This window comes from Paenibacillus sonchi, from assembly GCF_016772475.1.
GTDB classification, from domain to species: domain Bacteria; phylum Bacillota; class Bacilli; order Paenibacillales; family Paenibacillaceae; genus Paenibacillus_AQ; species Paenibacillus_AQ sonchi.
This window is the reverse complement of sequence record NZ_CP068595.1, coordinates 3,419,148-3,445,153: the sequence shown is the minus strand read 5'-3', so window position 1 is coordinate 3,445,153 and position 26,006 is coordinate 3,419,148. Positions and strand designations below refer to the sequence as shown.

26 protein-coding genes and 2 pseudogenes are annotated in these 26,006 nt (G+C 52.2%); 5 read left to right on the top strand and 23 right to left on the bottom strand.

The features are described from left to right. Positions 1 to 28 precede the first annotated feature (28 nt). The 4 genes from JI735_RS15695 to JI735_RS15680 form a co-directional block, all read right to left on the bottom strand. A complete protein-coding gene (locus JI735_RS15695) occupies positions 29 to 1,171 on the bottom strand; it encodes an ABC transporter permease (RefSeq protein ID WP_039839936.1) in 1,143 nt (380 codons plus the stop codon). Continuing rightward, positions 1,168 to 2,115, bottom strand: coding sequence for an ABC transporter ATP-binding protein (locus JI735_RS15690; RefSeq protein ID WP_039839938.1), 948 nt, complete (start codon positions 2,113 to 2,115; stop codon positions 1,168 to 1,170). The genes JI735_RS15695 and JI735_RS15690 overlap by 4 nt, the downstream gene beginning before the upstream one ends. A 20-nt stretch (positions 2,116 to 2,135) precedes the next feature. Further along, positions 2,136 to 2,711 (bottom strand): TetR/AcrR family transcriptional regulator, encoded by a 576-nt coding sequence (locus JI735_RS15685; RefSeq protein ID WP_039839940.1) that lies wholly within the window; start codon positions 2,709 to 2,711, stop codon positions 2,136 to 2,138. Between the two features lie 621 nt (positions 2,712 to 3,332). Then, positions 3,333 to 4,052: a metal-dependent hydrolase gene (locus JI735_RS15680; protein ID WP_060862194.1), complete on the bottom strand. Its 720-nt coding sequence runs from the start codon at positions 4,050 to 4,052 to the stop codon at positions 3,333 to 3,335. A gap of 243 nt (positions 4,053 to 4,295) precedes the next feature. On the opposite strand from JI735_RS15680, the gene JI735_RS15675 reads away from it, so the two are divergent. Further along, positions 4,296 to 5,240: a DMT family transporter gene (locus JI735_RS15675; RefSeq protein ID WP_202677545.1), complete on the top strand. Its 945-nt coding sequence runs from the start codon at positions 4,296 to 4,298 to the stop codon at positions 5,238 to 5,240. 216 nt (positions 5,241 to 5,456) lie between these two features. Continuing rightward, positions 5,457 to 6,260, top strand: a complete 804-nt coding sequence (locus JI735_RS15670) for a Cof-type HAD-IIB family hydrolase (RefSeq protein WP_039839958.1) — start codon at positions 5,457 to 5,459, stop codon at positions 6,258 to 6,260. 189 nt (positions 6,261 to 6,449) lie between these two features. On the opposite strand, the gene bshB2 is transcribed toward JI735_RS15670, so the two are convergent. From bshB2 to JI735_RS15600, 12 genes and pseudogenes are all read right to left on the bottom strand, one after another. Then, on the bottom strand, positions 6,450 to 7,124 hold the full coding sequence (gene bshB2, locus JI735_RS15665; protein ID WP_039839960.1) for a bacillithiol biosynthesis deacetylase BshB2: 675 nt from the start codon (positions 7,122 to 7,124) through the stop codon (positions 6,450 to 6,452). A 22-nt stretch (positions 7,125 to 7,146) separates the two neighbouring features. Then, entirely contained in the window at positions 7,147 to 7,491 is a 345-nt protein-coding gene (locus JI735_RS15660; RefSeq protein WP_039839962.1) for a YojF family protein, read from the bottom strand. 191 nt (positions 7,492 to 7,682) lie between these two features. Beyond that, positions 7,683 to 7,880 (bottom strand): annotated as a pseudogene (locus tag JI735_RS37840) (methyltransferase domain-containing protein); the annotation flags it as partial. A 207-nt stretch (positions 7,881 to 8,087) separates the two neighbouring features. Then, the gene (locus tag JI735_RS15650; RefSeq protein WP_085979327.1) at positions 8,088 to 8,729 is read right to left on the bottom strand and encodes a DUF5071 domain-containing protein; all 642 of its coding nucleotides are present in this window, start codon (positions 8,727 to 8,729) and stop codon (positions 8,088 to 8,090) included. Positions 8,730 to 8,997: 268 nt separating this feature from the next. Beyond that, on the bottom strand, positions 8,998 to 9,582 hold the full coding sequence (locus tag JI735_RS15645; RefSeq protein WP_039839965.1) for a GNAT family N-acetyltransferase: 585 nt from the start codon (positions 9,580 to 9,582) through the stop codon (positions 8,998 to 9,000). A gap of 299 nt (positions 9,583 to 9,881) precedes the next feature. Further along, positions 9,882 to 11,055 (bottom strand): annotated as a pseudogene (locus JI735_RS38130) (IS3 family transposase). 304 nt (positions 11,056 to 11,359) lie between these two features. Then, positions 11,360 to 12,079 (bottom strand): 5'-methylthioadenosine/adenosylhomocysteine nucleosidase, encoded by a 720-nt coding sequence (locus tag JI735_RS15625; RefSeq protein WP_202677544.1) that lies wholly within the window; start codon positions 12,077 to 12,079, stop codon positions 11,360 to 11,362. After that, on the bottom strand, positions 12,076 to 13,203 hold the full coding sequence (locus JI735_RS15620) for an iron-containing alcohol dehydrogenase family protein (protein ID WP_039834203.1): 1,128 nt from the start codon (positions 13,201 to 13,203) through the stop codon (positions 12,076 to 12,078). Before JI735_RS15620 ends, JI735_RS15625 begins: the two co-directional genes overlap by 4 nt. Before the next feature lie 21 nt (positions 13,204 to 13,224). Next, on the bottom strand, positions 13,225 to 13,884 hold the full coding sequence (locus tag JI735_RS15615; RefSeq protein WP_039834204.1) for a methionine ABC transporter permease: 660 nt from the start codon (positions 13,882 to 13,884) through the stop codon (positions 13,225 to 13,227). After that, complete coding sequence (locus tag JI735_RS15610; protein ID WP_039834205.1) at positions 13,885 to 14,904, bottom strand: methionine ABC transporter ATP-binding protein; 1,020 nt, start codon at positions 14,902 to 14,904, stop codon at positions 13,885 to 13,887. It abuts the gene before it with no gap. Next, a complete protein-coding gene (locus tag JI735_RS15605) occupies positions 14,897 to 16,111 on the bottom strand; it encodes an aminotransferase class I/II-fold pyridoxal phosphate-dependent enzyme (RefSeq protein WP_039834206.1) in 1,215 nt (404 codons plus the stop codon). Before JI735_RS15605 ends, JI735_RS15610 begins: the two co-directional genes overlap by 8 nt. 90 nt (positions 16,112 to 16,201) lie before the next feature. Beyond that, positions 16,202 to 17,053: a MetQ/NlpA family ABC transporter substrate-binding protein gene (locus JI735_RS15600; RefSeq protein ID WP_039834207.1), complete on the bottom strand. Its 852-nt coding sequence runs from the start codon at positions 17,051 to 17,053 to the stop codon at positions 16,202 to 16,204. A 184-nt stretch (positions 17,054 to 17,237) separates the two neighbouring features. On the opposite strand from JI735_RS15600, the gene JI735_RS15595 reads away from it, so the two are divergent. Together JI735_RS15595 and JI735_RS15590 are read left to right on the top strand one after the other, a co-directional pair. Then, positions 17,238 to 17,693, top strand: a complete 456-nt coding sequence (locus JI735_RS15595; protein ID WP_020428307.1) for an S-ribosylhomocysteine lyase — start codon at positions 17,238 to 17,240, stop codon at positions 17,691 to 17,693. Between the two features lie 21 nt (positions 17,694 to 17,714). Next, on the top strand, positions 17,715 to 18,485 hold the full coding sequence (locus tag JI735_RS15590; protein ID WP_039834208.1) for an SDR family NAD(P)-dependent oxidoreductase: 771 nt from the start codon (positions 17,715 to 17,717) through the stop codon (positions 18,483 to 18,485). Between the two features lie 405 nt (positions 18,486 to 18,890). On the opposite strand, the gene JI735_RS15585 is transcribed toward JI735_RS15590, so the two are convergent. The 5 genes from JI735_RS15585 to cysT all read right to left on the bottom strand — a co-directional run bounded on the left by JI735_RS15585 (position 18,891) and on the right by cysT (position 23,916). After that, complete coding sequence (locus tag JI735_RS15585; protein WP_039834209.1) at positions 18,891 to 19,673, bottom strand: MBL fold metallo-hydrolase; 783 nt, start codon at positions 19,671 to 19,673, stop codon at positions 18,891 to 18,893. A gap of 482 nt (positions 19,674 to 20,155) precedes the next feature. After that, positions 20,156 to 21,223 carry a sulfate ABC transporter substrate-binding protein gene (locus JI735_RS15580; protein ID WP_039834210.1) on the bottom strand — a complete coding sequence of 356 codons (1,068 nt, stop codon included), beginning with the start codon at positions 21,221 to 21,223 and terminating at the stop codon, positions 20,156 to 20,158. 20 nt (positions 21,224 to 21,243) lie between these two features. Further along, entirely contained in the window at positions 21,244 to 22,305 is a 1,062-nt protein-coding gene (locus JI735_RS15575) for a sulfate/molybdate ABC transporter ATP-binding protein (protein WP_020428311.1), read from the bottom strand. Position 22,306: 1 nt separating this feature from the next. Next, the gene (locus JI735_RS15570) at positions 22,307 to 23,104 is read right to left on the bottom strand and encodes a sulfate ABC transporter permease subunit (RefSeq protein WP_039834211.1); all 798 of its coding nucleotides are present in this window, start codon (positions 23,102 to 23,104) and stop codon (positions 22,307 to 22,309) included. Then, positions 23,101 to 23,916, bottom strand: a complete 816-nt coding sequence (gene cysT / locus JI735_RS15565) for a sulfate ABC transporter permease subunit CysT (RefSeq protein ID WP_039834215.1) — start codon at positions 23,914 to 23,916, stop codon at positions 23,101 to 23,103. The genes JI735_RS15570 and cysT overlap by 4 nt, the downstream gene beginning before the upstream one ends. Positions 23,917 to 24,102: 186 nt before the next feature. Here cysT and JI735_RS15560 point away from each other — a divergent pair, with 186 nt between their 5' ends. Then, entirely contained in the window at positions 24,103 to 24,504 is a 402-nt protein-coding gene (locus tag JI735_RS15560; protein WP_039834212.1) for a secondary thiamine-phosphate synthase enzyme YjbQ, read from the top strand. 172 nt (positions 24,505 to 24,676) lie between these two features. Here JI735_RS15560 and JI735_RS15555 read toward each other — a convergent pair whose 3' ends face one another. Further along, entirely contained in the window at positions 24,677 to 25,258 is a 582-nt protein-coding gene (locus JI735_RS15555; protein WP_020428315.1) for a TetR/AcrR family transcriptional regulator, read from the bottom strand. Between the two features lie 3 nt (positions 25,259 to 25,261). Beyond that, complete coding sequence (locus JI735_RS15550; RefSeq protein ID WP_039834216.1) at positions 25,262 to 25,894, bottom strand: YigZ family protein; 633 nt, start codon at positions 25,892 to 25,894, stop codon at positions 25,262 to 25,264. Between the last annotated feature and the right edge of the window lie 112 nt (positions 25,895 to 26,006).

The following is a 26,006-nucleotide window of genomic DNA, read 5'->3' as shown; positions in this document are numbered from 1 at the left end:
AGCTGTTCCTTCCTCACTTCATATCCGGCTATGCTCTGGAAAGCTTGCGCTGTTGGTATAACCTCAATCCCATTGCAAAATAGATTACGGTGAGCAGTGCAATCATAACAAAATCAAACAGGACGTCCTCTAGGCCAGCCCCATAATTCAAGATTTGATTAAATGCATTCGCGGTATGTGTAAGCGGCAACAGATCTGTTATTCCAAAGGAATGCCCCCCGATTGTAAATACATTCATCTTCGGCAGGGGGAACATGCTCCCTGAAAAAAACATGAGCATAAAGAAAGGAAAACACCCGATAGTCAAAACATCAAAAACGGTGTTCAGGAAACTTGCAACCACTAAGCTTACCGCAACCATGGAGAAGCTCGACAGGAGCCCAACAGCAAATACAGCGCCAAATTCTCCTGCCGGCCTGTAGCCTAACCCAAGTGCCGTCCAATACGAAAGGGCAAGGGCTCCTGCTGCTACTATGGCTTGCGTGATACATATACCGGCAAGGAAGTTGAACGCTCCAAGACGGCTGAGCTTTAATCTTAACAGTGTTTTTTGGTCATTTTCCTTCACAATGGAGGCGGATGCCGTAAAAAGAATCATTAAAACAGCCAAAGCGATTAAGCCCGGAACATAGCCGTCAAATTCATTCAAGGGCTGTTTCTTTTCGAGAAAAGTTTCGCTGATCTTTGAGGGCAACGTGATATTCGCCACATCCATGCCTTGTTTATATACCCCATCTGCCGTGAGTACTGCTGCAACGGAATACCTCATATTTCCCATGCTCCCATAAAAGTCTACAAGAGCTGGATTGCCGTGGTTTCCGGGAGACTTGATGGCTAATTTGTCAGAATAATCTTCAGGGATAACAATGCCTAGATCCATGTCCTTTTCTTTTACCTTTGCCTTTAATTCCCCCTCGTTGCTGAAGGCGGTTAACTTAAATATCCGCGAGTTGTCCTGCCCCTCCATCGTCTCCAGGCTGTTGATTAATTCGATCGAAGCACGGCCGGCATCCAAATTCAGAACCCCTACATGATAGGCAGCAGGCGCTCCCCCGTAAAACAGGTTCATCAGGATTAAAAAGAAGGGAGAGAACATCAAAACCATCAGAAGGACTTTCCAATCCCTTATATTTTCTTTAAAAGATTTGGTAACGGAGGCGGCCAGTTTCATTCGCTGAGCCCCCTTCCAGTCACAGCAATGAATGCATCCTCAAGTGTCCGCTTGCGGAGGGTCATATCCTCTATATGTATATTAAAAGCTTTCAATCTCTGGCTTACCTTCGGTATAAGCTCAAGAACTCCGCTTGCTCCAAGCAGAAACAGTCCATCCGAATATTGTTTCTCTGTACATTCATCGGGCAGCGAGTTCAAGACCTGACGGGCCAAGTCTTGGCTTACCCCGTTTACCCGTATTTGCAGCAGCTCTCCCGCCCCGGATTTTTCCTTCAGCTTCTCAGGAGTATCTATTAAAAGAACCTTCCCGTGGTCCATGATCGCTACCCGGTCTGAAAGCCTGTCGGCTTCATCCATGTCATGGGTGGTAAGAATCACCGTTCTTTCCTCAGCCAGCTGTCTGACGAAGTCGCGTACAAGTATCCTGCTCTGAGGATCAAGCCCTGCCTGAGGTTCGTCCAATATAATCAGCTTGGGGTCATGAACCAGTGCCAGTGCTATATTCAGCCTTCTTTGCATACCGCCTGACAGCGTCTTGGCAAGCTTATTTCTTTTATCCCGGAGTCCCAGCGATTGCAGCAGGCTTTCTGCCTTATTACCGGCTGCTCTGGAGGTTAGCCCGTAGGACATCCCGGCAAATTTCAATTGTTCCAGGCATGTGAGCAGCTCCCAAATAATAATTTCCTGCGGGCACAGCCCGATCATAGCTTTGATACGCTCATAACCGGAGGATATGGAGACCCCATTTACAGTAATTTGGCCGCCATCCGCTTTTAATAGACCGCATAGCATTCTTATTGTAGTCGTTTTACCGGCACCATTGGGTCCGAGCAGCCCGAATACCTCTCCCTTGCGAACCGAGAAACTTACATCGTCTACAGCGGACAGTTCGCCATATTTTTTGCATAACCCTTCAACAGCGAGAAAGTTCTCATGCTCCATACCTTGATTGCTCCTTTCGCTTATTTCAGCCAGACCTGACCGCAACGCTCGGCCAGAAGCTGAATATCCTCTTCAGGATGAATCATCGCATAGGAAACGACCCCGTCTAATGCCCCCATCAAGGAAATCCCATACGCCTCAGGGTCCGTCAGATCGGACTCCCCTGATTCAACCGCTTTTTGGAACATGCCCACAAAGAAAGCGGTGCTTTGCTGTACATATTCTCTGTAATACTCCATAAGGGCCGGAGCTTCCAAGGATTTGGACATCGATAAGAAAAAAAAGCTCAGTTCTCTTGGCCTGCTTACCCAATAGCTCAGGTATTCTTGAATGTATTGCCTTAATCCCTCCATCGCACTGCTGTTCAGGTATGCCCTTTCCGCCATTTCCATGACCGGCTCCGAGAGCTTCTGATTCGCCTCCATCAACAGCGCTTCCTTATTGGGAAAGTGATGGTACACGCCGCCCTTGCTGACACCGGCTCTTTTGGCTATGGCATCTACAGATGCGCCGGCATAACCCTTTTCGAGAAATTCTTCCACTGCGGCCGTAAGCAAGGACTCCACTCTAAGTTCTTTTAACTGTTTTTTTGTCATCATTCTCTCTCCATTCCGACCGTCGGTATGTTTAATGTAGCAGGTGCTTCCGGGTAGTGTCTGTGATAAATAACATCCTGCTCAAGATCGTATCGGGATGAACAAAACGGCCTCGCCGTCCATGACTGAGTAAGGATTTCTTTCTACTTAGGCCAGAACTCACATTCTATTGCATTCTCTGCAGCAGAATAACCCATAAACCAGCCGAACAGCTCCATCTGTTGCACTCTGTACATTAGAATCCCTTAGAAAAGCTGTTTTGGACGCGATATCCGAAAATCTATTGCAGAAAATACAGCAGAAGGCGGTTCGGCGCAAAACCATATAAATTCTATTGCACGAAATGCAGTCATGCAAAGAATCCACTGTGTTATCTCACATTAAGACTACGGATTTCTAGTTCAATCTGCAAGAAAGAGACAGCATAATTTCCTATACAAATTAATTAAGGGATAAGCTTCGCTTCCCCTAAAACATTTAAATTCTGGCGTAATATTTTTAAAAAGGCCCCCCGCTGGCAAGCAGCGGAGAGCCTTTGGTGCCCTGGAGGGGCTTCGCCTGTCTCAAAGACTCCCGGCAGCAGCATGCAGCAGAGCGTCTTCAAGATGGGGCAGCAGCTTTTTACAGATTGGGGGTGAGCACAAATACATACATAACCAGCACCAGTGTGAGCACGATGCAGAATTTCTCCACCGCACTGCCCTTCTTCGTGCCTGTGCTCATCAGCTTCAGGCGAAGCTTGAAGGGCAGCGGAGGCAGCGGAGTAATGCCTCGCTGGGTCAGGGAATCGGCCAGCAGATGGAGCGCATAAGACATGCCGCCGGCAATCCACAGGCTGCCGCCGTCATTCATGCCGAGCGAAGCGAAATAGAGCAAGGCTCCCCAGCCGGCCACCGCGTACAGCGTATGCGTCAGTCCGCGGTGCGGAACAACCGAGGATACGACAAGCACGCAGGCGGCTATGTAGTTCCACGGATCGTAGGCATCCGCGAACGCGAACAGCGCCAGTGCCAGCAGCAGCATCACGAGATGCCGGAGCCTGCGGCCCGGCAGGAAGGATACGCTCCCGACAAGCAGCGCCAGCGCGATATTCCAGGGAGGCGCGGCGATTCCGGCAAAATACAGATAAATGGCCGCCCCGATTAGCGATACCTGCAAAATCCGCAGCAGGGATTCCGGCACGGCTTTGCGCACCAGCAGCGAATTCGGCTCATCGATATCAGGCAAGAGGGCGCTGAGCCCTGCCACAGCAACTGCCGGAATCGTAATTTCATGGCCGAGCAGGCTCATAACGGATAGGGTAACCCCGGTGCTGATGATTAAATGGGATTTGCCCATCATGGTGCACCCGCTCCTTTCTAAGGTGTAGGGACTTCGAAGTGCAAAAATAAGAACAAGTGTACGGTTCTCGAAGTATACCAAGTGCCGGCTTTTTTGTCCAGCCTCCGGCAGTATTTCAGAGGCTTCAGCCCTTCAACGGACGTTCCGGAGCAGAGTTCTGTCTTGTCCTCCCCCTGTTTTAAGCTACAATTTGGAGAACTTGATTTTACAAAATATTTGTCGTATCAAGAAAGGATGACCTCTGTGAATCGCTCCCGAATAGCCGGCCTCAGTCTGCTGCTGGTGGCGATGATGTGGGGATGTACGTTTCTCATTGTGCAAAGCGCGGTCAAGGTGCTGCCGCCGCTCGCTTTCAACAGCATCCGCTTTATCGGCGCAGCTTTGCTGCTGGCGCTGATTACCGCCGTTTTTTACCGCAGGGAATGGAGAATGCTGAACTGGCGTATGGCAGGACACGCCTTGCTGCTGGGCCTCTTTCTGTTTCTGGGCTATGGCTTCCAGACGCTGGGACTGCTCTATACCACCACCTCCAACACCGGTTTTATCACGGGACTGTCGGTCGTGCTCGTCCCTTTCCTCTCCCTGGCCCTGCTTAAGACGGCCATCTCACGGTATACCTGGTTCAGCGCGGGACTCGCGGTGGCAGGCCTCTACCTGCTCACCTTTACCGGCTCCGCGCTGTCCCTGAACAAGGGAGACGCACTGGTGCTGATATGTGCTGTCGCCTTTGCCCTGCAGGTCGCCTATACCGGCGTATATGCTCCGCGATATCCGGCGCTGCCGCTGGCTGCGCTGCAGCTTGCTTGTGTCGGGCTGCTCAGCGCCTTCGCCTCCCTGCTTGTGGATGGGCCGGCCCCGCTTGCGCACAGCGGGACCCTGATCCTGAAGCCGGATGTGCTGTGGGCCCTGCTTGTTTCCATCGGCCCGACCAGCGCCTTTGCCTTCTGGATTCAGACGGCCTGCCAGAAATACACCACGCCTTCCCGGGTGGCGGTTATTTTTGCCACAGAGCCGGTATTCGCCGCCCTGACAGGTCTGGTGTTCGGCGGAGAAACGCTCGGCGTATCGGCGCTGCTGGGCTGTCTCTGCATTCTTGCGGCCATGCTGATGGCCGAACTCAGCCCCGGGCCAGCCCTTACAGCCCAAAAGGACGAAGAACCAAGCCTTCTGCTTTCATCTGATCCATGATTTTTTGGGCCTAGTACAGCATCAGTCTTTTAATTGTAGAATCCAAGCGCTGGCCCTTCGGAAGCTGCCCATTTGGAATCCACAGCGCACTACCAGCTTGTTCAGAGACAAGAGCCATGCCTTCCGCACAGGCTCCCCAAATTTAAGCTTAGGCTTCCGAAGCATTGGTACGAAGCTATTCAGGAAGCTAAGCTCACCCAATAGGAGAGAACCTACATGTACAAATTGATTGCAATCGATATTGACGACACCTTGATTAACGATGACAAGGAAGTTACCCCTGCCACACAAACAGCGCTGGAACAGGCCGTTGCCGCAGGCGTTGTGGTTACTCTGGCTACCGGACGTGCCTATGCTTCCGCCCAGGCCATCGCCCGCCAGACCGGACTGAATGTGCCGATCATCACTTACCAGGGGGCACTCGTAAAGAATCTGATGGATGAAAAAGTGCTCTACGAGCGTTATGTGCCGCAGGATGCCGTACGCAAGCTGTTCAACTACTGCGTGGAGCATAACCTGCACTTGCAGACCTATATTGATGACAAGCTGTATGCCCGTGAAGAGAACCAGAAGCTGGTCGATTATGCCACCCTTAATGGAACTAAATATTATATCGAGCCGGATTGGGAGAAGCTTGTCCCGCAAAAAACACCAAAAATGCTGATCATCGACGATCCCGATTTCCTGGACGAGCTGTCGCCTATTCTGCGTGAGCTGCTGGGGGATTCCGTGCATATTACGAAATCCAAGCCGCATTTCCTGGAAATTATGCACAAGGAAGGTACCAAAGGACTGGCGCTGGAATTCCTGGCAGCCCACTTCGGCTGCGAGCTGTCCGAAACCATCGCAGTCGGCGACTCCTGGAACGATCACGAAATGCTGGAAGCCGCCGGCCTTGGCGTAGCCATGGCTAACGCCATCCCGGCGCTGAAGGACATTGCTGACTTCGTCACCCTCAGCAACAATGAAGACGGCGTGAAATACGCCATCGATAAATTCATCCTGCAAACTGCCCAATAGAGAAGCATAAGCTTGCTCTCCAGCAGCACAAAGGGTGCCTTACGCCGGTCAACTGATCCGGCGGTAAGGCACCCTTTTTTCCAAATATAACCATATGCTTCGCGCTATAGATTATCCTTCTAAGGACGGCATAGCCATTTCAACTTGATTCCATCGGCTCTATAGAGCTTCATGTTCCATATCCCGGGATTAATCGAACCTATAGGTCCAAAACGGTTCCGTTCCGAACCGGGCCCGGATTTCTTCATCCGTCAGCTCCTGATTCCCGACCAGCTCCGCCGCTTGGAATTGCGAACGGTGCGCGCGTATCGACGCCATTTTTTGCTCAAGGAAGGCGGTCACATCTACGATCACATCCGCCTTTCCGATCGCCCGCTCGTGGTTGCTTGCGAACGCGACGCAGTGTACAAGCGGCCGCTCTGCTGCGGGAAGCCGGCCAACCGTACGTATGACAGCGGCTCCGGTGGCATCGTGGTCAGGATGCACACTGTACCCCGGATAGAAGGTGATCACCAGCGACGGACGCAGCTCCTGGAGCAGCGCCATAATCTCATTGTCCAGCCGCTGCTGGTCTTCGAACTCGATCATTTTATCGTGGAAGCCGAGCATCCTTAAGTCCTGGATGCCAATTGCAAGGCAAGATGCTGCCAGTTCCTCTTTGCGGATTGCCGGCAAAGTAACCCGGCTCGCGAACGGCGGGATGCCCATGTTGCGCCCCATCTCCCCCAGGGTCAGACAGGCATAAGTGACTTGAGCGCCGCTGTCTATGTACATCGCCAGCGTCCCTGATGCCGCGAAAGCTTCATCGTCGGGATGGGGGAACACAACTAAGATGCGCTGGTGTTCCGTTTGTTGATTCTTCATGGTGTGTATTCCTCCGCTTTCATCAGAACGTTTCCCGGCTCAGCTGCAATGCAACGATCAGCTTGCCTTGACTGTCATGCCCGGCCAAGATTAGCCGTTCCTTTTCCGTCTCATCAACATGTGTAAGGCCTTCGGCATAAATCCAGCCCTGAGTTGTCTTTAAGCCCACCCTGTAGGGTCCCGTGCCGGAAATGGAGCCTTGTGTATAACGGACCGCCGCATTGGAAATGAATGCCGACGCCGGGTGCCGGGTACTGTCCAAGTGACTGGCGTAGGCGCCTGTCGTGAGCTCAAGGTGTACGTATAGATCCTGACCGGCTAGCTGATCGATCCGGATTTGGATGTCTTCGGGGGTTATCGGCTGCATGTTGGCCTCCTTGTGTCTGTTTCTCCGATCCGCTTATTTAACTATCTTGCTCTGGTATTACCGCAAGTCCAACTTATTTTTTTGCTAAATACAAGTCGATAGTATCATATACATTTAGGACATCGCCAAATTTTTTAATGGATTCTTTAATCTCATCTTCAAACTGCTCTTTCGCAGGGGACGGCAAGCTTCTATGGATTTTCCCGTGATACAAACGGCCGGTTCCAAAATAACGCCAGGGTTCCGCCGGTTTTTAAAAAATTGGAGGCTTTTAGATACCCTGTTTTTTCCGGAATCCAATGAAATGCGGTAGCCGAATAAATGAGATCTATACTGCTGTCCGGACATGCAAACTCTTCAAATGCAGTATTGTATATCGTAAATTTTTTATATTCCCGGAATTTTAATTTTGTGTATTTTCAATTGCTTTTCGGCCTCGTTCAAGATGAGAGTACGCTATGATATCTTTGAATAATTCTTCACAATAGGTTGGTCTCCATTTATCGTAATTCTCCACATCTTCATTAAAAGTTAGCCGTTTATCGATAATAATCATCCTCCATTCCATCCCCATAACGCAATCGGATAGGGGCCAATCAAGTAAAAGCAGATATCCTCCTTATCGTTGCCTCAATTTCTTCATAACGGCGGAGCGAATTGTCGTACTGGTCTTTTTGCATTAACGATTTGTTATTTCTTTCGCAATAATTAACGATTTGTCCAACGTCTGTGTTGAGGATATGTTGCTGTTCATTTTCCAACTCTGAGAACATGACTTTTTGTTCTGCTGTAAAGGTAAGGAGAGAGTTCTCTATGTGACTCCGTTTCCTTGCTAAAAGTGCGGTTGCTTCATTTAAGGCAATCAACTGATGCTTCCATAAAATTTCAATAGACAGCAAATCAGTATCTTCATAAATGTCTATCGTGTGCGCCAGTTCCCCTAGGCTTGAAGACAATCTTGAGACAAGATCCGTATCCCATTTATTAATCAAATATGCAAGGATGTTGTATATCCAACCGGTGTCGCTTTGAGAAAAAATAGTTTTAATATGCGGGATAGTTTCGGACGTATACTTTGACAAAAGGTCTACAATTTCTGCGGCTATAGGCCAATTCATATCCTGCAGCCATTCTAACAATTCCGGCAATAAGGGAATGATCATTGATCTTTCTAAGCGGGCCAGGGCTTCAACACTTTTAAAATCCTGCTTATCCTTTGGTAGAATGTTGTGATTCATTTGCACGCCTTCTCCCCCTAAGCTGAACTATTCAACTCCCACAGCACTTTCAATTGCATATTTATAGTTTCCCATAAGGTCCGATATCAAGTTTATTATTGCTGCCCGCTACCTTAATGTTGCTCCATTCTACAATATCTGATTCTATATCCATATCTACCGGATGGCCTCGTTTCTAAGTAACTAACGTTTATCATAACTCTCCCCTAGTTCTTCATCATGCATCCGGGCCCGCTTCATCGCTCCGGCATTAATGCTCCAACATCCTCTAAAATTCGGCTCCCCGTACCTTGGCGTATACCTTGGAGTCATGCAGTTCTCCATCCAGGCCGAGGGTGTTAAGACGCAGAATGCCATCCAGTAAAAAACCCGCACGCTCAGCGACGGCTGCACTTCTGGCATTACGTGCGCTGCAGCGGATTTCAATCCGGTTCGCCGCAAGCTCCTGTATGGCAAAGCGGGTAATTCCGTTCACTGCCTCCGTGATGTATCCCTTGCCTGTGCAGGTGGTCCGCAGCCAGTATCCGGCTTCAAAACAGCGGGTCTCCCAGTCAATATGATGCAGGCCGGTACACCCGAGAAAGGTCCCCTCTGTCTTATGAAAAATAAGCATATTCAGCACAGTCCGGTTCAGAAATTTCAGCCTGGAATCTCTGACGTATATTTCGGATTCCTCTAATGCCGGCATGCTTTGGGCAAAAGGCATCCATGGCTTCAGCTCTTCCAGACTCTCGCGGATCGCCTCATTCACTGCCCTCCCGTCACCCCACTGCGGGGCGCGCACCAGCAGGCGTTCGGTCTCAAAGAACTCGGGAAAGTCAAACAAGACCGGGATAAATGGATCTGACTTCATGACAGTATTCAGCCTCCTGCGCAATTAAGTATGGAATTCAACTTTTCAACAGAATATTCCCATTATAATGGCAGTTATCTATCTTGGAAATGCGGATTAATACGCAAAATTACAAAACCTTGAAGGCCCAAGGACCATCTTAGCCCCCTTCATTCGACTGGAGCAGGTTTATCCGAACTAGAATAGGTTTAGACGGACTGGAGTAGGTGGACTGGATTTGCGGGGTATACGTACTGGAGTAGGTGGACTCAAGTATGCGGACTGGATGTGCTTCTGTCAATAGAGTGGACACAGTAAAATCAGTTTGCGAGTGCAAGATTGCTGTAATATAATGCCTCAAAGCGATCCGGTGAAAGATAACCCAGCTTACTGTGTATTCGTTTTCGGTTGTAGAAGAACTCAATATACCGGAACAACTGGTTCTGTGCTTCTTTTTGCGTTTGGAATTTTCTGCGGTAGATGAGTTCTCGTTTGAGAATACTGTGAAACGATTCAATGCAAGCATTGTCGTAGCAGTTCCCTCGGCGGCTCATGCTGCGAATCATATGGTATCCCTTGAGCTTCTTCCGGTACTCTACAGAGGCGTACTGACTTCCGCGGTCGGAATGGTGGATCAGTCCTTTCCCGGGCTTCTGTGCGTTGTAGGCCTTGTCCAGGGCCGCTGAAACCAATTCGACTTTCATTCGGTTGCCGAGCTGCCAGCCGACAATCTTGCGTGTGTACAAATCTAAAACGCTCGCCAAATAGATCGTGCCTTGGCGTGTTCGGATATAGGTAATATCCGTGACCCATACTTGGTTGGGTCTAGTACACACGTCGAAATGTTGGTTTAGCCAATTCGGGGCAATCGGGAAGTCGTGGTTCGAATCAGTCGTCTGAACTTTAAATTTCCCCATTGCTTGGGAACGAAGATTGTGCTCTCGCATGAGTCGGCCTACCGTTTTCTCCCCACGGTAAACCCTTCTTGCTGGAGCTTCTTTGTGATTTTGGGGCTACCGTAAATTTCACCGTTGTCATGAAAGTGGTATTCAATGCGCTGTACGAGCCGTTCCCGATGCTTCATGCGCTCACTGGGAGGGGTCGCCCGCCACTTGTAATATCCACTTCGGGAGACTCCGAGTACGCTGCACATCTTCTCAATACGGAACACGGAGCGATGTTCCTCAATAAACTGGAACTTCAGTCCCGGTCTTTGCTGAAGATGTGCATCGCCTTTTTTAGGATGGCGACCTCCTCCTCCAGATCCTTATTCTTTTGCTCGAGATCCGCAATTTGTTGTTCTTGGGCACGCAGTTTCCCGCTCCCTACAAACGGTTCATTGGGGAACTGCCGAAACTTCATCATCCAATCTTTGAGCGTTCCTTTCGGAATGTTGAGTTCTAGGGCAATCTCGTCCATGGATTTCCGTTGTTCTTGGATGTACTTTACGGTTTCTTCTTTGAACTCTTTGTTATATCGCTTCCGTTCGACCACGGTTACCACCTCTTCTAAAGTTTATTCTATTATCTATGGGGGTGTTTCCCGTGTCCACTTTTTAGTCTAATTCAGGAAAAACGTTATTCCGCGCCAGCAGCCCATTTTTCGGGCCATGCGGACACACGAGCCGCTAAATGGTTCAACAAGGATAAGGTTGGACTGAAAATGAGCAAATAGCGTATTCTGAGTCCGCATGAGCGAAAAAAAACGGTATTTTCCTGAAATAAGGCCTCCTGAGTCCGCTTCATTACGCGCATACAAAATAAAAAACCGTCTCCCAAGTGAATGAAAGACGGTCTCTTTAGATTTCAAAGCTTTCGGGCGGCTTACACCGGGAGAGAATCTCCAGCACCACCTCAGCCGAGTTTGCAGCAGCCAGCTCCAGATGGGATTTGAACAATCCGGCGGCATCGGAGCCGGCAATATCCGATATGGCGCGGACCGCCAGAAAAGGAACACCGAACTGATAGGCCGCCTGGGCAATCGCCGCACCTTCCATGTCGGTCGCTTTCGCCTCCGGGAACCGGCTGACAATGGACACCGCCCGTTCCGGATCGCTGATAAAAGAATCGGCTGTCGTAATCAGCCCGGTGACAATCTGCTCCTGCCTTACGCCGCGCCGGACGAGCTTCCGCGCCTGTGCAAGCAGCCCGGCCGCAACCGGATAACGCTGCGGCATCTGCGGCACCTGCCCGTAGGCATAACTGAAGGCCGTAGCATCCACATCGCTGTAGACCAGTTCCTCAGCGATGACCACATCGCCAACCTTCAGGTCAGCAGCCAGACCGCCCGCCGCTCCGGTGTTGATAATCAGCTCACAGTGGAACCGCTCCAGCAGCAGCGTGGTGGTCACCGCCGCGTTGACCTTGCCGATGCCTGATTGAAGCAGTACTACCTCCTGTCCGTCCAGCACTCCGGCATACAGCTTACCGCCGCCAGCCTTCAGGCTGCGCACATCCCGCAGCTTCGGCAGCAGCGGGGCTACCTCTTCTTCCATGGCTCCGATAATCGCTATACTCATAAGATGCCTTCTCCTTTTGTCTGATTCTGGCCAGCCGTTATGTATTCCTCCAGCTCCGCCACTGCATCCGCCACCGCTTCGGCGGTAATTACGCCGGGCATCATATGGATGGAGGCTTCGGGCACAGCCGCCCTTTCGCCCAGCTCCAGCAGTTCTTCCCGCGTCAGGTGATCCAGCCCCATGGCTCTCAGACTGGACGGCAGGCCCAGCTCTTCATAGAACGGCAGCAGCCCGTCAATCTCCGGCCAGTTCCCCTCCAGCGCCAGCTGCACCAGCACACCGTAAGCTACCTTGCTGCCATGCAGCAGACCGTGTGTCTCCGGGAGGGCTGTCAATGCATCGTGCACCGAATGGGCCCCTGCGGTACGGCCATAATCCTCACCGAACCCGCCTACAAGCCCGGCGACCATAATAATCGTTTCGGCTGTCCGGGTCAGGGCATCATTCAGCTCTCCTGACCTCACAGCAGCAAGCGCCGCGCTGCTGTAGCGCAGCAGGTTTTCGCGGCATTTCCGCGCCGCATCCCAGGCCAGCTCCACTTCAACCGGCGGTGCCTCCAGATGTCTGATGATGACATCCGCCTCATACCACTTCGCCAGAGTATCACCGATTCCGGCGGCCAGCAGCTCTGGCGGCGAAGCGGCGATGACCGCCGGGTCCAGCAGCACCAGCGCATTGCTGCGCGGAAAAACCTCAAAGCGGATGAACGCCCCCCGCTCATCGTACATCACACTGAGCGAGGACCAGGCTGCACAGGTCGCAGCCAGGGTCGGAAGAATTATAGCCGGCAGATTCAGCCTGGCCGCTGCCGATTTTACCAGATCGGTAATCTTCCCGCCGCCTACGGCGATGACCGCCTCAAGCTGATGCTCTGACGCATAGCCGGCAATGGCATCACGCTCGCGGTAGCTGCATTCTCCGCTGTACACATGATAGTGCACCTCTGTCTCTTTTAGCTCCGGCCAATATGGTGCAGCCGCCGTCCAAGACCTGTTCCCGCGCACCACCAGCACACGATGGATTCCTCTTCTCTCCAGGTGCTGTTCCAGGCTGCCCCAGCTGTCCGGCCTGCAAACGAACTCCTGCGGCGCGGCGCGTACAATAATTTGCGGTTCCACTGGCATATCCCCTTCCGTGTTCCGCGCTTAATCGCGGCGGGCTTTGCGGGCGAGCCGGTTCCCTGCGGACTGAATGCCCTGGACAAATATAATCAGAATCGCCACAGTCACAATCATCACAAAGGTATCAAAACGCTGATAGCCATAGGAGATGGCCAAATCGCCAATCCCCCCGCCGCCCACTGTGCCTGCCATTGCGGTAGCCCCGATCAGTCCGATCGTCGCGGTTGTCATCGTCAGAATCAATGAACCAAAAGCCTCGGGGAGCAGAAAATGCCAAATGACCTGAAAGGTAGTCGCGCCCATCGCTTCAGCAGCTTCCATGATTCCAGGGCTGACCTCAAGCAAAGAGTTCTCCACCAGCCGCGCTATATAAGGAGCAACATATACAACCAGCGGCACAATTGCCGCGCTGGTACCGATCGATGTATGCACCAGAAGTCTTGTAAAAGGAATAATGGCCACAAGCAGAATAATAAACGGCAGCGAACGGATGATGTTAATGACCGGATTAAGGACCGCATACACAAACCGGTTCTCCAGCACCCCGCCCGGACGCGTAATGACCAGAATAATACCAATCGGAATCCCCAGCAGCGCCCCGAAAAACAAAGATACGCCCACCATAACCACGGTTTCCCTCAGTGCCTGAAACAGCTGCTCCGAAGTAATCACTGAATCGAACATTTAAGCTTCCACCTCCGTAATCTCAACGCCCTGGCTGGTGATAAAATCGGCTGCCCGGTCAATCACTGTATGGTCGCCGTGCATCTGCAGAATCATATTGCCCAGCGTTGTATTCTGGATCTCCGTCATATTGGCGAACAGAATATTTACATCCACCTCATACCTGCGGATGAGGCTGTTGATGATCGGCTCCGAGGCCGCCCCGCCGACAAATTTCAGCTTGAACAGCCGCCGCCCGCTTTCCGCCTTCAGGGTATGCAGCACGCTCTGCGGCACACTGTTGTGTATGACCGTCTGCACAAAGCTCTGCGTAGTCGGATGATGCGGACTCCCGAACATATCCAGCACATTGCCCTGTTCGATGATTTCCCCACGCTCCATGACAGCCACCTTGTTGCAGATCTGCTGAATGACAGCCATTTCATGGGTGATGATCATGATCGTAATGTTGTACTCTTCGTTAACTTTTTGGAGCAGCTCCAGAATCGACTTGGTGGTCTGCGGATCAAGCGCCGAAGTTGCTTCATCGCAGAGCAGAATCGAGGGATTGCTCGCCAGCGCCCGGGCAATGCCGACCCGCTGCTTTTGCCCGCCCGATAATTCCTTGGGGTAGCTGTTCGCTTTATCCCCGAGTCCCGTGAATTCAAGCAGTTCGGTCACTCGCTCGCGGATTTCCTGTTTGCTCCGCTTCAGCAGCACCAGCGGAATGGCGATATTGTCGAATACGGTTTTGGATTCCAGCAGATTGAAATGCTGAAAGATCATCCCGATGTTCTTTTTGGCCTGCCGCAGCTCTGCCGGATTATAGCCCGCAAGATCCTGGCCTTCCACCAGCACTTCCCCGGCAGTGGGCCTTTCCAGCGCGTTGACCAGACGGATCAGCGTGCTTTTGCCGGCACCGCTGTAGCCGATAACGCCGTAAATGTCCCCTCTGGCAATACTCAGGCTTACCCCGCGCAGGGCTTCAATGGACTGGCCTTTGCGTTCAAAGGTTTTGTATACATTTTTAATCTCAATCATGGCGCACCGCCTCCTGACCGGCCGTTAACTTGACCCGTTTGAATATGCCTGCTGCCGCGATCCGGTCAACGGCTTCGTTCAGCTTGTCCTCGCTGTTCACGAGGCTGACCCGCACATATTCGCGGCCCTGCACTCCAAAACCGCCGCCTTCAGCGACGGCAACCTGCGCCTCATCCAGCAGACATGCTGCAAAAGACGCCGCTGTATAGCCTTCCGGGACTCTGAACCAGGCAAAAAAGGTGCCCTGCGGAGCCTTAATCTCCCATCCCAGCTCCCGCAGTCCGGCAACCAGCACGTCACGCCGCCGCTCATACAGTCTGCCAAGCTCTGCAACCCCCTCCTGGGGACCCAGCAGCGCAGCCGCCGCCGCATCCTGCACTGCACCGAACACCGTGCTGTACGCCTGGGTGTGATAATGCTTCAGTGCCGCGATAATCGAGGCGTTGCCCACGGCAAAGCCGAAGCGCCAGCCGGCCATGTTGAACGTTTTGGAGGCGGTATAGATTTCGATGCCGTATTCCTTGCCGCCCGGCTGCTGCAGCAGACTGACCGGCTTATGGCCGTCGAAGCCAAAGGCGCCGTAAGCAAAATCGTTCAGCACCGCAAATCCATAGCGGGCCGCAAAATCGAGCGTCCGTTCAAAGAATTCCGCCGTAGCCACCGCCCCCGTCGGATTATTGGGATAGTTCAGCATCAGCAGCTTGACCTGACGGGCTAATTCCTCCGGAACTGTCCCGTAATCAGGAAGGAAGCCTTCGGCTTCATAGGCGGGGATCGTGTGAACACGGGCTCCGGCTAAGGCGGCGGCCGCGTGATAGGCCGGATAGGCGGGATCGACCGTCAGCAGCAGATCTCCCGGATTCAGCAGGCTCTGCGGAATGCCGACCACCCCGATTCCTGAACCGCTGAACACTGCGACTTCCGTCTCCGGGTCAAGGGCCACCCCATATTCACGCTGATAAAAAACAGCGATGGCCTCAAGCGTAGCGCTTTTGCCATAAAAGGGCGGGTAGCCCTGATTCTCCGGCTTGTCTACCGCCTCCTTCAAGGCGGCAACAATATGCTCCGGCGTCGGCTGATCGGGATTGCCGCTGGCCAGATCAATAACGTCGATTCCTCTGCTGCGGTATAAGGCGATTTTGGCTTTCATAGCGTTGAAATAATTACCTGGAAGCTCCGTGACGATTCTGGAGGGTATAAAATCCATGCTCATTGCACCTCTTTGCACATTCTTTGGAATAGACAATGATCTGCCACTCCCCCGCTTACAGAGGAATGACAGATCGGAAAGGGATTATTATTTAAAATAAGCCGGCAGCTTATAGCCTTCATAATCCGGGTTCGATTTGATGTATTTCTGGAATTCATCCGAATGATACCCTTCAATGATGTCTTTGACAAATTGAGCATCCTTGTTCTTGCTGTCCACTGCTACGATATTTGTGAAAGGATCGGTCATTTTCTCCAGCTGCAGTGCCGTGGTCAGCTTGATGTTATTCGATACAGCGAAGTTCCCCTGAATCGCAGCGTAATCCACATCCTCCAGCGCCCGCGGTCCCTGTGCCGGCTCGGTGGCAATAAACTTCAGGTTGTGCGGATTCGAGGTAATGTCAGCAAGCGAAGTCTGCAAAGGATCAATGTTGTCTTTCAGAGTAATCCAGCCCACATCCTTCAGCACATTCAGGGCGCGGAGCATATTCACCGGCTCATTCGGCAGATTGACCTGATCGCCGTCCTTCACTTCATCCAGGCTGTTATGTTTTTTGGAATACAGCCCCATTGGCGGAGTCGGCACCTGCACTACACCCACCAGATCTATTTTTTCCCGTTCATTAATGGACTGCAGGTATAAGGAGTGCTGGAACACGTTGGCATCAATTTCGCCGTTCGCTACCGCCACATTGGGCTGAATGCCGTCTGTGAACTCTTTATAGGTAATGGTATAGCCCTTCTTCTCCAGATAAGGCGCAACGCCGTTCTTGAACTGATCGCTGTAAGGTCCGGGATTAAAGCTGATCTTCAGTGTCTTCTTCTCTTGTGCGGAGGAATCGCTGCCAGCACCGGAAGCTTCCTTGTCATTGCCGCATCCGGCAGTAAATAAAGCGACGGCGGCGACCAGCAACGTTGAATGAATCCATTTTTTCTTCATACGGATGTTTCTCCTCCTATTATTCCTAGTAAATTGATGTGATTTAATTTGATTCATATCTTACAATGCATTAATATACGTGTCAACACATTTTAATTAAGCAGATTAGTATACTCGGATTAACTATTTACTTCTCTTATTCATTGTGATAGTTTGATATGAAAAGGCCGAAAGGAAGAGGAACATGGCAAAAGTTGAAAGTTTCCAATTGGATCATACGAAGGTAAAAGCCCCCTATGTGCGGGTTGCAGGTACAGAGAAAAATGAGAAGGGCAGCACGGTGCAAAAATATGATCTCCGCCTGCTCCAGCCGAATGCCGACGCCCTGCCCACGGCAGCCGTCCATACGCTGGAGCATCTGCTGGCTACCTATCTGCGTGACGAGCTGGAAGGGATCATCGACATCTCTCCAATGGGGTGCAGAACCGGCTTTTATCTGATTATCTGGGATGAGCATGAGCCGGCCGATGTCGCCGCTGCACTGACCAAGGTCCTGCATAAGGTACTGGAAACCGAGCATGTGCCGGCTGTGTCTGCGCTGGAATGCGGCAATTATAAAGACCACTCCCTGTTCAGCGCCAAGGAATACGCCAGACTTGTGCTGGAAGCCGGCATCAGCGATGATCCCTTCCGCAGCTAGCCTGAAAGGAACCTTCATACGATGCTGAATATTGACTTTGCCGGTAAAACCCTTGTTGTAACCGGAGGGCTTACCGGAATCGGCAAGGGAATCACAGATTTATTCCTTAAGGCCGGAGCAAATGTAGTTATCGGAGATATCGCCTGCCGCCCCGGCCTTGAACGTATCCATGACCGGCTGGTACAGATTCAGATGGATGTCACCGTAAGTGCGGACGCTGCGCGGCTGATTGACGCTGCTGTGGAGGCTTTTGGCGGAGTCGACTTTCTGGTGAACAACAGCGGGACCTCGACGATGGATTACGCCGTGGATATCCGGGAGGAAGACTGGGATAAGGTCATGGATATCAACGCCAAGGGCGTATATCTGGTCTCCCAGGCGGGAGCAAGACAGATGCTGCGCCAGGGCGGAGGCGGCCGCATCATCAACATTGCCTCCCAGGCAGGCAAAAACGGCTACCGCTGCATGGGCAACTATGTCGCGTCCAAGCATGCCGTGCTTGGCTTCACCAAGGTGATGGCGCTGGAGCTGGCCCGGGCGCAAATCCTGGTGAACGCCGTCTGTCCCGGCATCGTCGAGACGGACATGAAGCGGCGCGAGCGTGTAGAAGGCGCTGTCCTGCGCGGCATGCAGCCGGAGGATATTCTCGCTGAGGACCGCTCGCAGGTGCCGCTGGGCCGGACAGCCGAGCCGGAGGATGTAGCCAATGTAGTGCTGTTCCTCGCCAGCCCGCTGTCCTCCTATATGACGGGCCAGGCCATTAACGTGACCGGCGGCATGACGATGAATTAACGGGCACGACAGAATAAAACGGCTACGTTGTCCGGTGAAGGACGGCGTAGCCGTTTTAGATTTCAGTTTACTATTGTCCGGGGGCCCTACATGAAACCTGCGGAAGTCCCCCTTGGTTAATTGGAAAAAGGGGCACTAATTCGCTTGAACACCCTGTACTCCCCAGGCGAAGTGGAAAAAGGATCACTAATTCAGCTCATTTCGCTCCTGTGGAGATAATCCTGCCCAATTAAGTTCCCTTTTTCCACTTAAGTCTCTCAATTATTGATTTTTTGAAGAAATAAGTTCCCTTTTTCCAACTAGCACCTGCTCATCTGCTTCTACGCAAGCCATAGCCCGAAATAGGAGTTCTAATCCGGCTATCCGGCTGCTCTCCGCAGGGGCCTGGAACTCCTTCTATGAGCCTCAGCCTTCGACGTGACCCAGCCGCAGCTTCAGTCCTGTTACCGCGAGCGTCACATTGCCCGGCAGAATGTAGTCTTTTCTCATATCCACATCATGCGACATATGCGTATACACCGCACGGACTGGCTGTACGATGTCCAGCAGCTCTGCCGCTTCAGTCATATCATACACTGAACGGGTGGACAGCTCGGCGGATTCATAATAAAAGCTTGTCCCCAGCACCAGCAGATCTGCTCCATGCATATGCTTCGTCTCCTCCGGTCCCAGTGAAATGGAATCCGGGCAATAGACCCAGGTGTAGCCGTCCTTTTCCAGCCTGTAGGCGTAGGAATAGCCATTCTTGCCATGGTTAACCCGCCAGGTGCGGATCTGCCAGCCATCCAGCTCAAGACCGTCATCGCAAGGAATCATATCGATCTGCCCGCCAAGCCACGGATACTGCCGCTGAATCACAGGAATCACCTCCGCCGGAGCGTAGAGCTCCCCTCTGTACCCCATCCAGCGGCAGCTGTCGGCCCATTCCGGCAATCCGCCGATATGATCGAAGTGGGGATGAGTCACCAGCAGCCTGCGCATGCTGCGCCGTCCCTGCAGCTCCATCTGCCGCCGCCAATCCGGCCCGCAGTCAATAACCCAGAAATCACTGCCATTATCGATAAGCACGGAGGAACGCAGCCGGGCGTTGTCGCCGCTGCTTCTTGCTTCCATGCAGGTCTCGCAGCTGCAATATACCCGGGGTACGCCCATGGCATCCCCAGTTCCCAAAAATACCAATGTGTCCACAAGCCAGACCTCCTTCTAATATCGTCACGGTTGTTCCAAAAACACTTTACCATTATAGAACAGCTCAGCGATCGATTGCATCCTGTTAGTGAAGGAGAGGACTCGTTTTTCCTACACACCACCGTTAGACTAGGCACCTTGAGCAACAACCTGAGGTAATCCTGCACGCCGTACAACATTTCTTCTCGCCCTACCCCACATTTACTCCAAATCTTGCACGCTGTACAACATCTCTGCTCATTCCATCCTGATCTCACCCTAAATCTTGCATTCTATACAAGAATCCGGGCATTCCCGCCTTAAATTCGCCGCATTACCTGCATTCTGTACAACATTCCAGCTCAATCCACTGCACACGCCAGGTCAGACACAAAAACCGAAAAAAGAGCCATCCCGTTCCGCAGGCCCGCCTGCCGATGAGACAACTCTTTTTGTCCATCCAATCCCTTATCCATACTCCAGTTCCCCCATCACTCCGTGCCCTAGATTCCGGCCAGCACCTGATACCAGATGCCCCGCTTAGAGTACAGTGTTGTGCGAACCTCATCCCAGCCGCCCAGATACGAAATATCGAACAGACCCGCAGGCACCGGATAGCGGGCTTTATTCTCTGCATACACCTGCTCGTCAACCGGCCGGAAACCGTATTTGGCAAAAACCTGCTGTGCCTCCGGCGTAGTCAAATAATCCACTAAGGCTTGCGCAGCTTCGCTGGTGCCATGTTCCTTAGCGTACTTATTCACGACCGCTGCCGGATTTTCGATCAGGATCGTGTTCCTGGGGATAATCACTTCATACTTGACGCCTTGTGCGATCCGGGCCAGCAGCTCATTTTCATAGGTGACAATCACATCGCCCACCCCGTATTCAAAAGCCGCCATGGACGCCCGCCCGCTTTTATCCAGAGATTCTACATTGGCGTGTACGCTCTCCAAAAAAGCTTTGGCGGCAGCCGGGTTCTTTGCCCCTTCCTGCTCCTCAGACAGCTTCAGGCCTGCCCCATAGATGGCATTGATGTCCCATTGCGCTCCCCCGGAAGTCTTAGGGTTCGGATACAGCACCTTCACTCCCGGCTTCGCCAGGTCGGCAAAATCATGGATGCCCTTGGGGTTGCCCTCGCGGGTACCGAGCGCCACTACCGAGCGGGTCACCATCCCGTTCACGCCCCGGTCCTTCCAGTCCGCTTCAACCAGTCCCGCCTTCACCAGCTTGTCGACATCGCCTTCCATCGCCAGCAGCGTCACATCGGCTTCAAATCCGCCGGCAATGGCCCGGGCCTGGGTTCCCGATGCCTCATAAGACTGCTGGAACGTGAGCGTCTGCCCCGTTTTGACCTTCCACTCTGCCGCGAACAGGGGCAGAATTTCGCCCATGGCATCCTTCGCCACACTATAGGCTCCTACCACCAGCGTAAGATCACCTTGCTGTGGCTTTTCAGCCGCAGTGCTTTCTTTTCCATTTCCGCACCCGGCCACCGCCAGCGCGAGTACTGCCAGCATTAGGGCAGCTAGCCATCCGTGCAGTTGTCTGCTCCTTTTGAAAAGCCTCATCCCGGCGACACATCCTTTAGTTAGATAAAGACAGGCATTGGGTCTTCCTTCAACCCGTTCTCTTGAATCCAGCTCCGCTCGTCGTTAAAAAGATAAGCACGGTGGACAAGCACCGCGATTTCCTGGCCCGGGGTCAGGGTTTCTTTTTCCAGCGAGCGGTAGGTGACCAGCTTATGGCCGTTCACTTCCACCTCAACCAGCCATTCGCTGCCGCGGAAATGCAGATGCTTCACGATGCCCTGCTCCGTAGCCGAAGCCATTTTGAATTCATTCAGGTGGCCTACTTCGATATATTCCGGACGGATCAGCGCCTTAGTCGGCTTACCTCCGGTGTTGTGGAAGCCCTTCAGCTCTGCGGCGCTCTCGATCAGGGTAGACTCCCCGATAAAGGTCGCCACAAACGGCGTCTTCGGCTCCTTATAGATGTCCCAAGGCGTGCCCTTCTGCTCCAGCCGGCCCTGATTAATAATCATGATCTCATCCGCTACCTCAATCGCTTCATCCTGGTCGTGGGTTACGAAAATGGAGGTGATGCCGACACGCTCAATCAGCTCACGCAGCCACGAACGCAGCTCCTGGCGGATCTTGGCGTCAATGGCTGCGAACGGTTCATCCAGCAGCAGCAGCTGCGGCTCAGGCGCAAGCGCCCGGGCAAAGGCAACACGCTGGCGCTGACCCCCTGAGAGCTGATGCGGGTAACGTTTTTCAAAACCCTTGAGACCCGTAAGCTCCACCAGCTCAGCCACCCGGTTCTGGATAGTGTGTTTGTTTGCTTTTTTCACCTTCAGGCCAAACGCAATATTCTCATACACCGTCATATGCTTGAACAGCGCATAGTTCTGGAACACAAAGCCGATTTCGCGCTCCTGGGGAGGAAGATTATTGACCGTCCTGCCATGAAAAACAATCTCGCCGCTGTCCGGCGTCTCCAGTCCCGCCAGCATGCGCAGAATTGAGGTTTTGCCCCCGCCGCTTGGACCGAGCAGCCCGATCAGATGGCCTTTGGTAATGCCGAAATTGACGTCCTTCACCGCGTGAAAATCTCCGAAATGCTTATTGAGTCCCCGGACCTCCACATGCATATTAATGCACTTCCTTTCTTCTTTTGCTCCATTCCATAAGCAGCAGCAGACCCGCGGAGAATGCGGCCAGCACCAGCGCTATACCGCCCGCAGCCGTTACATTGAAGTTCTCGACATCCTGATAGACCAGCGTGGTCGCAGTCTGGGTTTTGTTCATGATATTGCCCGAAACGACCAGCACTGCCCCGAATTCACCCAGCGAGCGCGCAACCGTCAGAATCACACCATAAATGACAGCCCAGCGGATGGAGGGCCAGGTTACTTTCCAAAAGGTGGTCCAGCCATACGCACCCAGCGTTGAAGCTGCCTCCTCCTGCTGCGAGCCGATCTCCTGAAGCACCGGCATGATCTCGCGGACCATCAAAGGGAAGGTCACGAAAAGTGTGGCAATTACCATTCCCGGAAAAGCATAGACAATTTTCAGCCCAATTTGTTCAAACACAGCCCCCAGCGCACTTTCCGGACCAAGCAGCAGCACAATCATCAGGCCGCCGATTACCGGCGACACCGCATAGGGCAGATCGACGATACTGTTCAGAAGCCCCTTGACCCGGCTGCCCAACCAGCTTGCCCTTACCAGATACAAGGCCATCATAATGCCGAACAGCGTATTGAGCAGCGTAACCACCACAACGACGAACCCTGTCATCATCAGTGCGTGCAGCGCCTCCGGGCGGGTTAGTGCATTCCAGAAGCCGCCGAAGCCTTCGCTGAAGGCGCCGATCGTCATTTTCCCGAGAGGTGCGGCAATCAGCAGGAAAAATACAAGATAAGTAAGTCCGATCCACAGCTTTCTCATGCTCTTCTCCCCCTCATCTGCAGAAGGTTAATAAGCCAGAGAATAAGGAAGGACAAGGTTAAGAGAATGACGGATACCGCCGCAGCCCCGACCGGATTGTCACTTTCCACTTCACCGAAAATGAACACGGAGGATACCAGCGTACGTCCCGGAATATTGCCCGCTACGAGTACAACAGCTCCGAATTCGGCAAGCGCCCGGGAGAAGGCCAGCATGCCGCCGCTGATCATTCCAGGAGCCATGGAGGGCAGAATGACCTGCCGGAACACGCGGCTGCGCGTGGCTCCCATCGTATAAGCTGCTTCTTCCTCCGAAGCGTCCAGCTCCTCCAGCAGCGGCTGCACCGCGCGGATCACAAAGGGAAAGGTGACAAAAACCATGGCAATCACAATCGCCGGCTGGTGAAATACAATTTCAAATCCCAGGGCTTCCGCCATGCCGCCAATCAGACTGCCTGGACCCAGCAGCAGCAGAATCATCAGCCCCCCGACTGCCGTCGGCAGCGCAAAGGGCAAATCAACAAGACTGTTCAGCAGCGCCTTCCCGGGAAATTGATAACGGATCAGCACCCAGGCAATCATCGTCCCAAGCAGCACATTAATGACCGTAGCCATCACCGCTAATTTTAGCGTCAGCAGTACAGACTTCCAGGCTATCGGATCACTGATACTCTCGGCAAAATTACTGAAGCCAAGCGAAAACGAGTTGTAATAGACCCCCAGTATCGGCAGAACAATCAGTACCACAAAATACAGCAGAATAGTCGTGCGGAATCCCCAGGTCCAGCCCTTGTGTCTAAGCAGCGTATTCAAGAACAAATCCCCCCACCTCCGGCTTACCGGTCGGTATACTCGCCTTTACAGCCATAATTATTCCTATTAATATACTTGGTTTAAAGTTATCACTACTTTACCAAATGCCGCTTGCGCTCGTCAATTACTTTCGTTCGATTTGGGGTAAACTATAGTATATTTATTGTAAAGAGAGGGGATAACATTATGCTGCACACCATGGAGATCAGTACCAGCAAACGGGATGAGCTGAGGGACATCACCAGAGAAGTCATTTCCTATGTCAAAAAAAGCGGTGTTCAGAATGGCATCATCATTGTATACTGTCCGCACACCACTGCGGGAATAGCTATTAATGAAAATGCTGACCCGGACGTCAAACATGATGTGCTGATGCGGCTTGACGAGGTTTATCCTTGGGAGCATCCCAAATACCGCCACGCGGAAGGCAATACGGCTTCTCACCTGAAATCCATCACTGCCGGTCCCTCCCAGAGCATCATCATCCATGAGGGCGAACTGCTGCTGGGCCGCTGGCAGGGCATTTACTTCTGCGAATTTGACGGGCCGAGACGCCGGCAATGTTATCTGAAAATTATAGAAGGCTAAACTTACGTACTCACGTACCGCTTCTATAAAATAGTCCTTGCTGCAGCAAAAAGACGGCCACTTCTTGCGGGGCCGTCTTTTATAACAAGGATAAACCTCTTCACACTTTCACCATTCAAAGTTATACCAATGCAACGCGCTAAACCGGGAAATGTTAAAAAAAGCACAGCCTCTATAAACTGCGGCTTAATACCTTGACATGCATAACAGCTGCCTGTCTGACATCCTCGAACGATACTTTATCCTGGATATAATAAGAAATAAAACCGTGTGCGGACAAGAACAAGGTGAGCGGTATGCTCTGCCAGTCCTCGGATACATAACCCTCTTCTTTCATGTGCGAACGCACAATGCTTGCGAATAACTCAAAACATCGGCCCTGTTCCGCACGGCAATAAGCCAGAAGCTCTTCGTCACGGATCATGAACATAATCTCGTACTGATAAGGATGATCCAGTCCAAACCGGATAAATTCCAGAATCAGCTGTTCCACCCGCGTCATTCCCGGTTCAGGCGGCGTATGCATAACCTGATTCAGCAATGTGGCAACATGATTGAAATCCTCGACAACAATGGCGTAGAACAGCTCCGCCTTCTCTTTGAAATGATAATAGAGCGACCCATGGCTGTACCCCAGATGCTGGCCAATGCTGCGCATCGATATTGCCCGGTATCCTTTGGTAATGAATAAATGCCTGGCCGCTTCCAAAATTCTTTCCCTCGACAACTCCTGCTCGACTGCTCTTCTTGCCATATCTTATTCCCCTTCGCTGTAGTAAAGCCGCCGCCCTTCTGTAACCAGCGCTTGCCCCTGGGTAAGATCCGTTATCCATGCCATAAATGCGTCTCCCTCATCATTGCGCGGCAGACACAGCAGCGTAACTTTATCCGTAAACAAAGTTTCACCAGTCTGTATGCCTCTTCCTCTAAGCTCATTCTCAACCTTGCCCAGCCAGGTATAGTCAATTTCCACAAATACCTCACGCCTCAGCACACGGGTGATTACTTCTCCAGCTTCGAGTGCCAGGACAGCGCCGTCCGTATAGGCCCGGATTAATCCGCCTGCGCCCAGCATAATGCCTCCGAAATAACGGGTAACAACAATTGCGACATTTTTAACGTTTTGGCTGCGAATTACCTCCAAAATCGGTTTACCGGCCGTTCCACTCGGCTCCCCGTCATCCGACTGTCTCTGGATCTCGTCCCGCTCGCCAATCATATATCCAGAGCAGTTATGTGTGGCATTCCAATGCTGCTTCTTGATGTTCTCGATAAATTGCACCGCTTCTTCTTCGGTCTCCACCGGCATTACGTGGCCGATGAAGCGTGACTTACGGATTACGACTTCCCGGGAACCGGGAGAGCGCACCGTCCGGTATTGTTCCAGCATCATTATTCCATTCCTTACATCCAAATAATATCTTGATATATATTAGGAGCAGGCCATGGTATGGATTACCTCTGGTCTGCTCCCTGGTGGCTATACTAGTATGAATGATCTG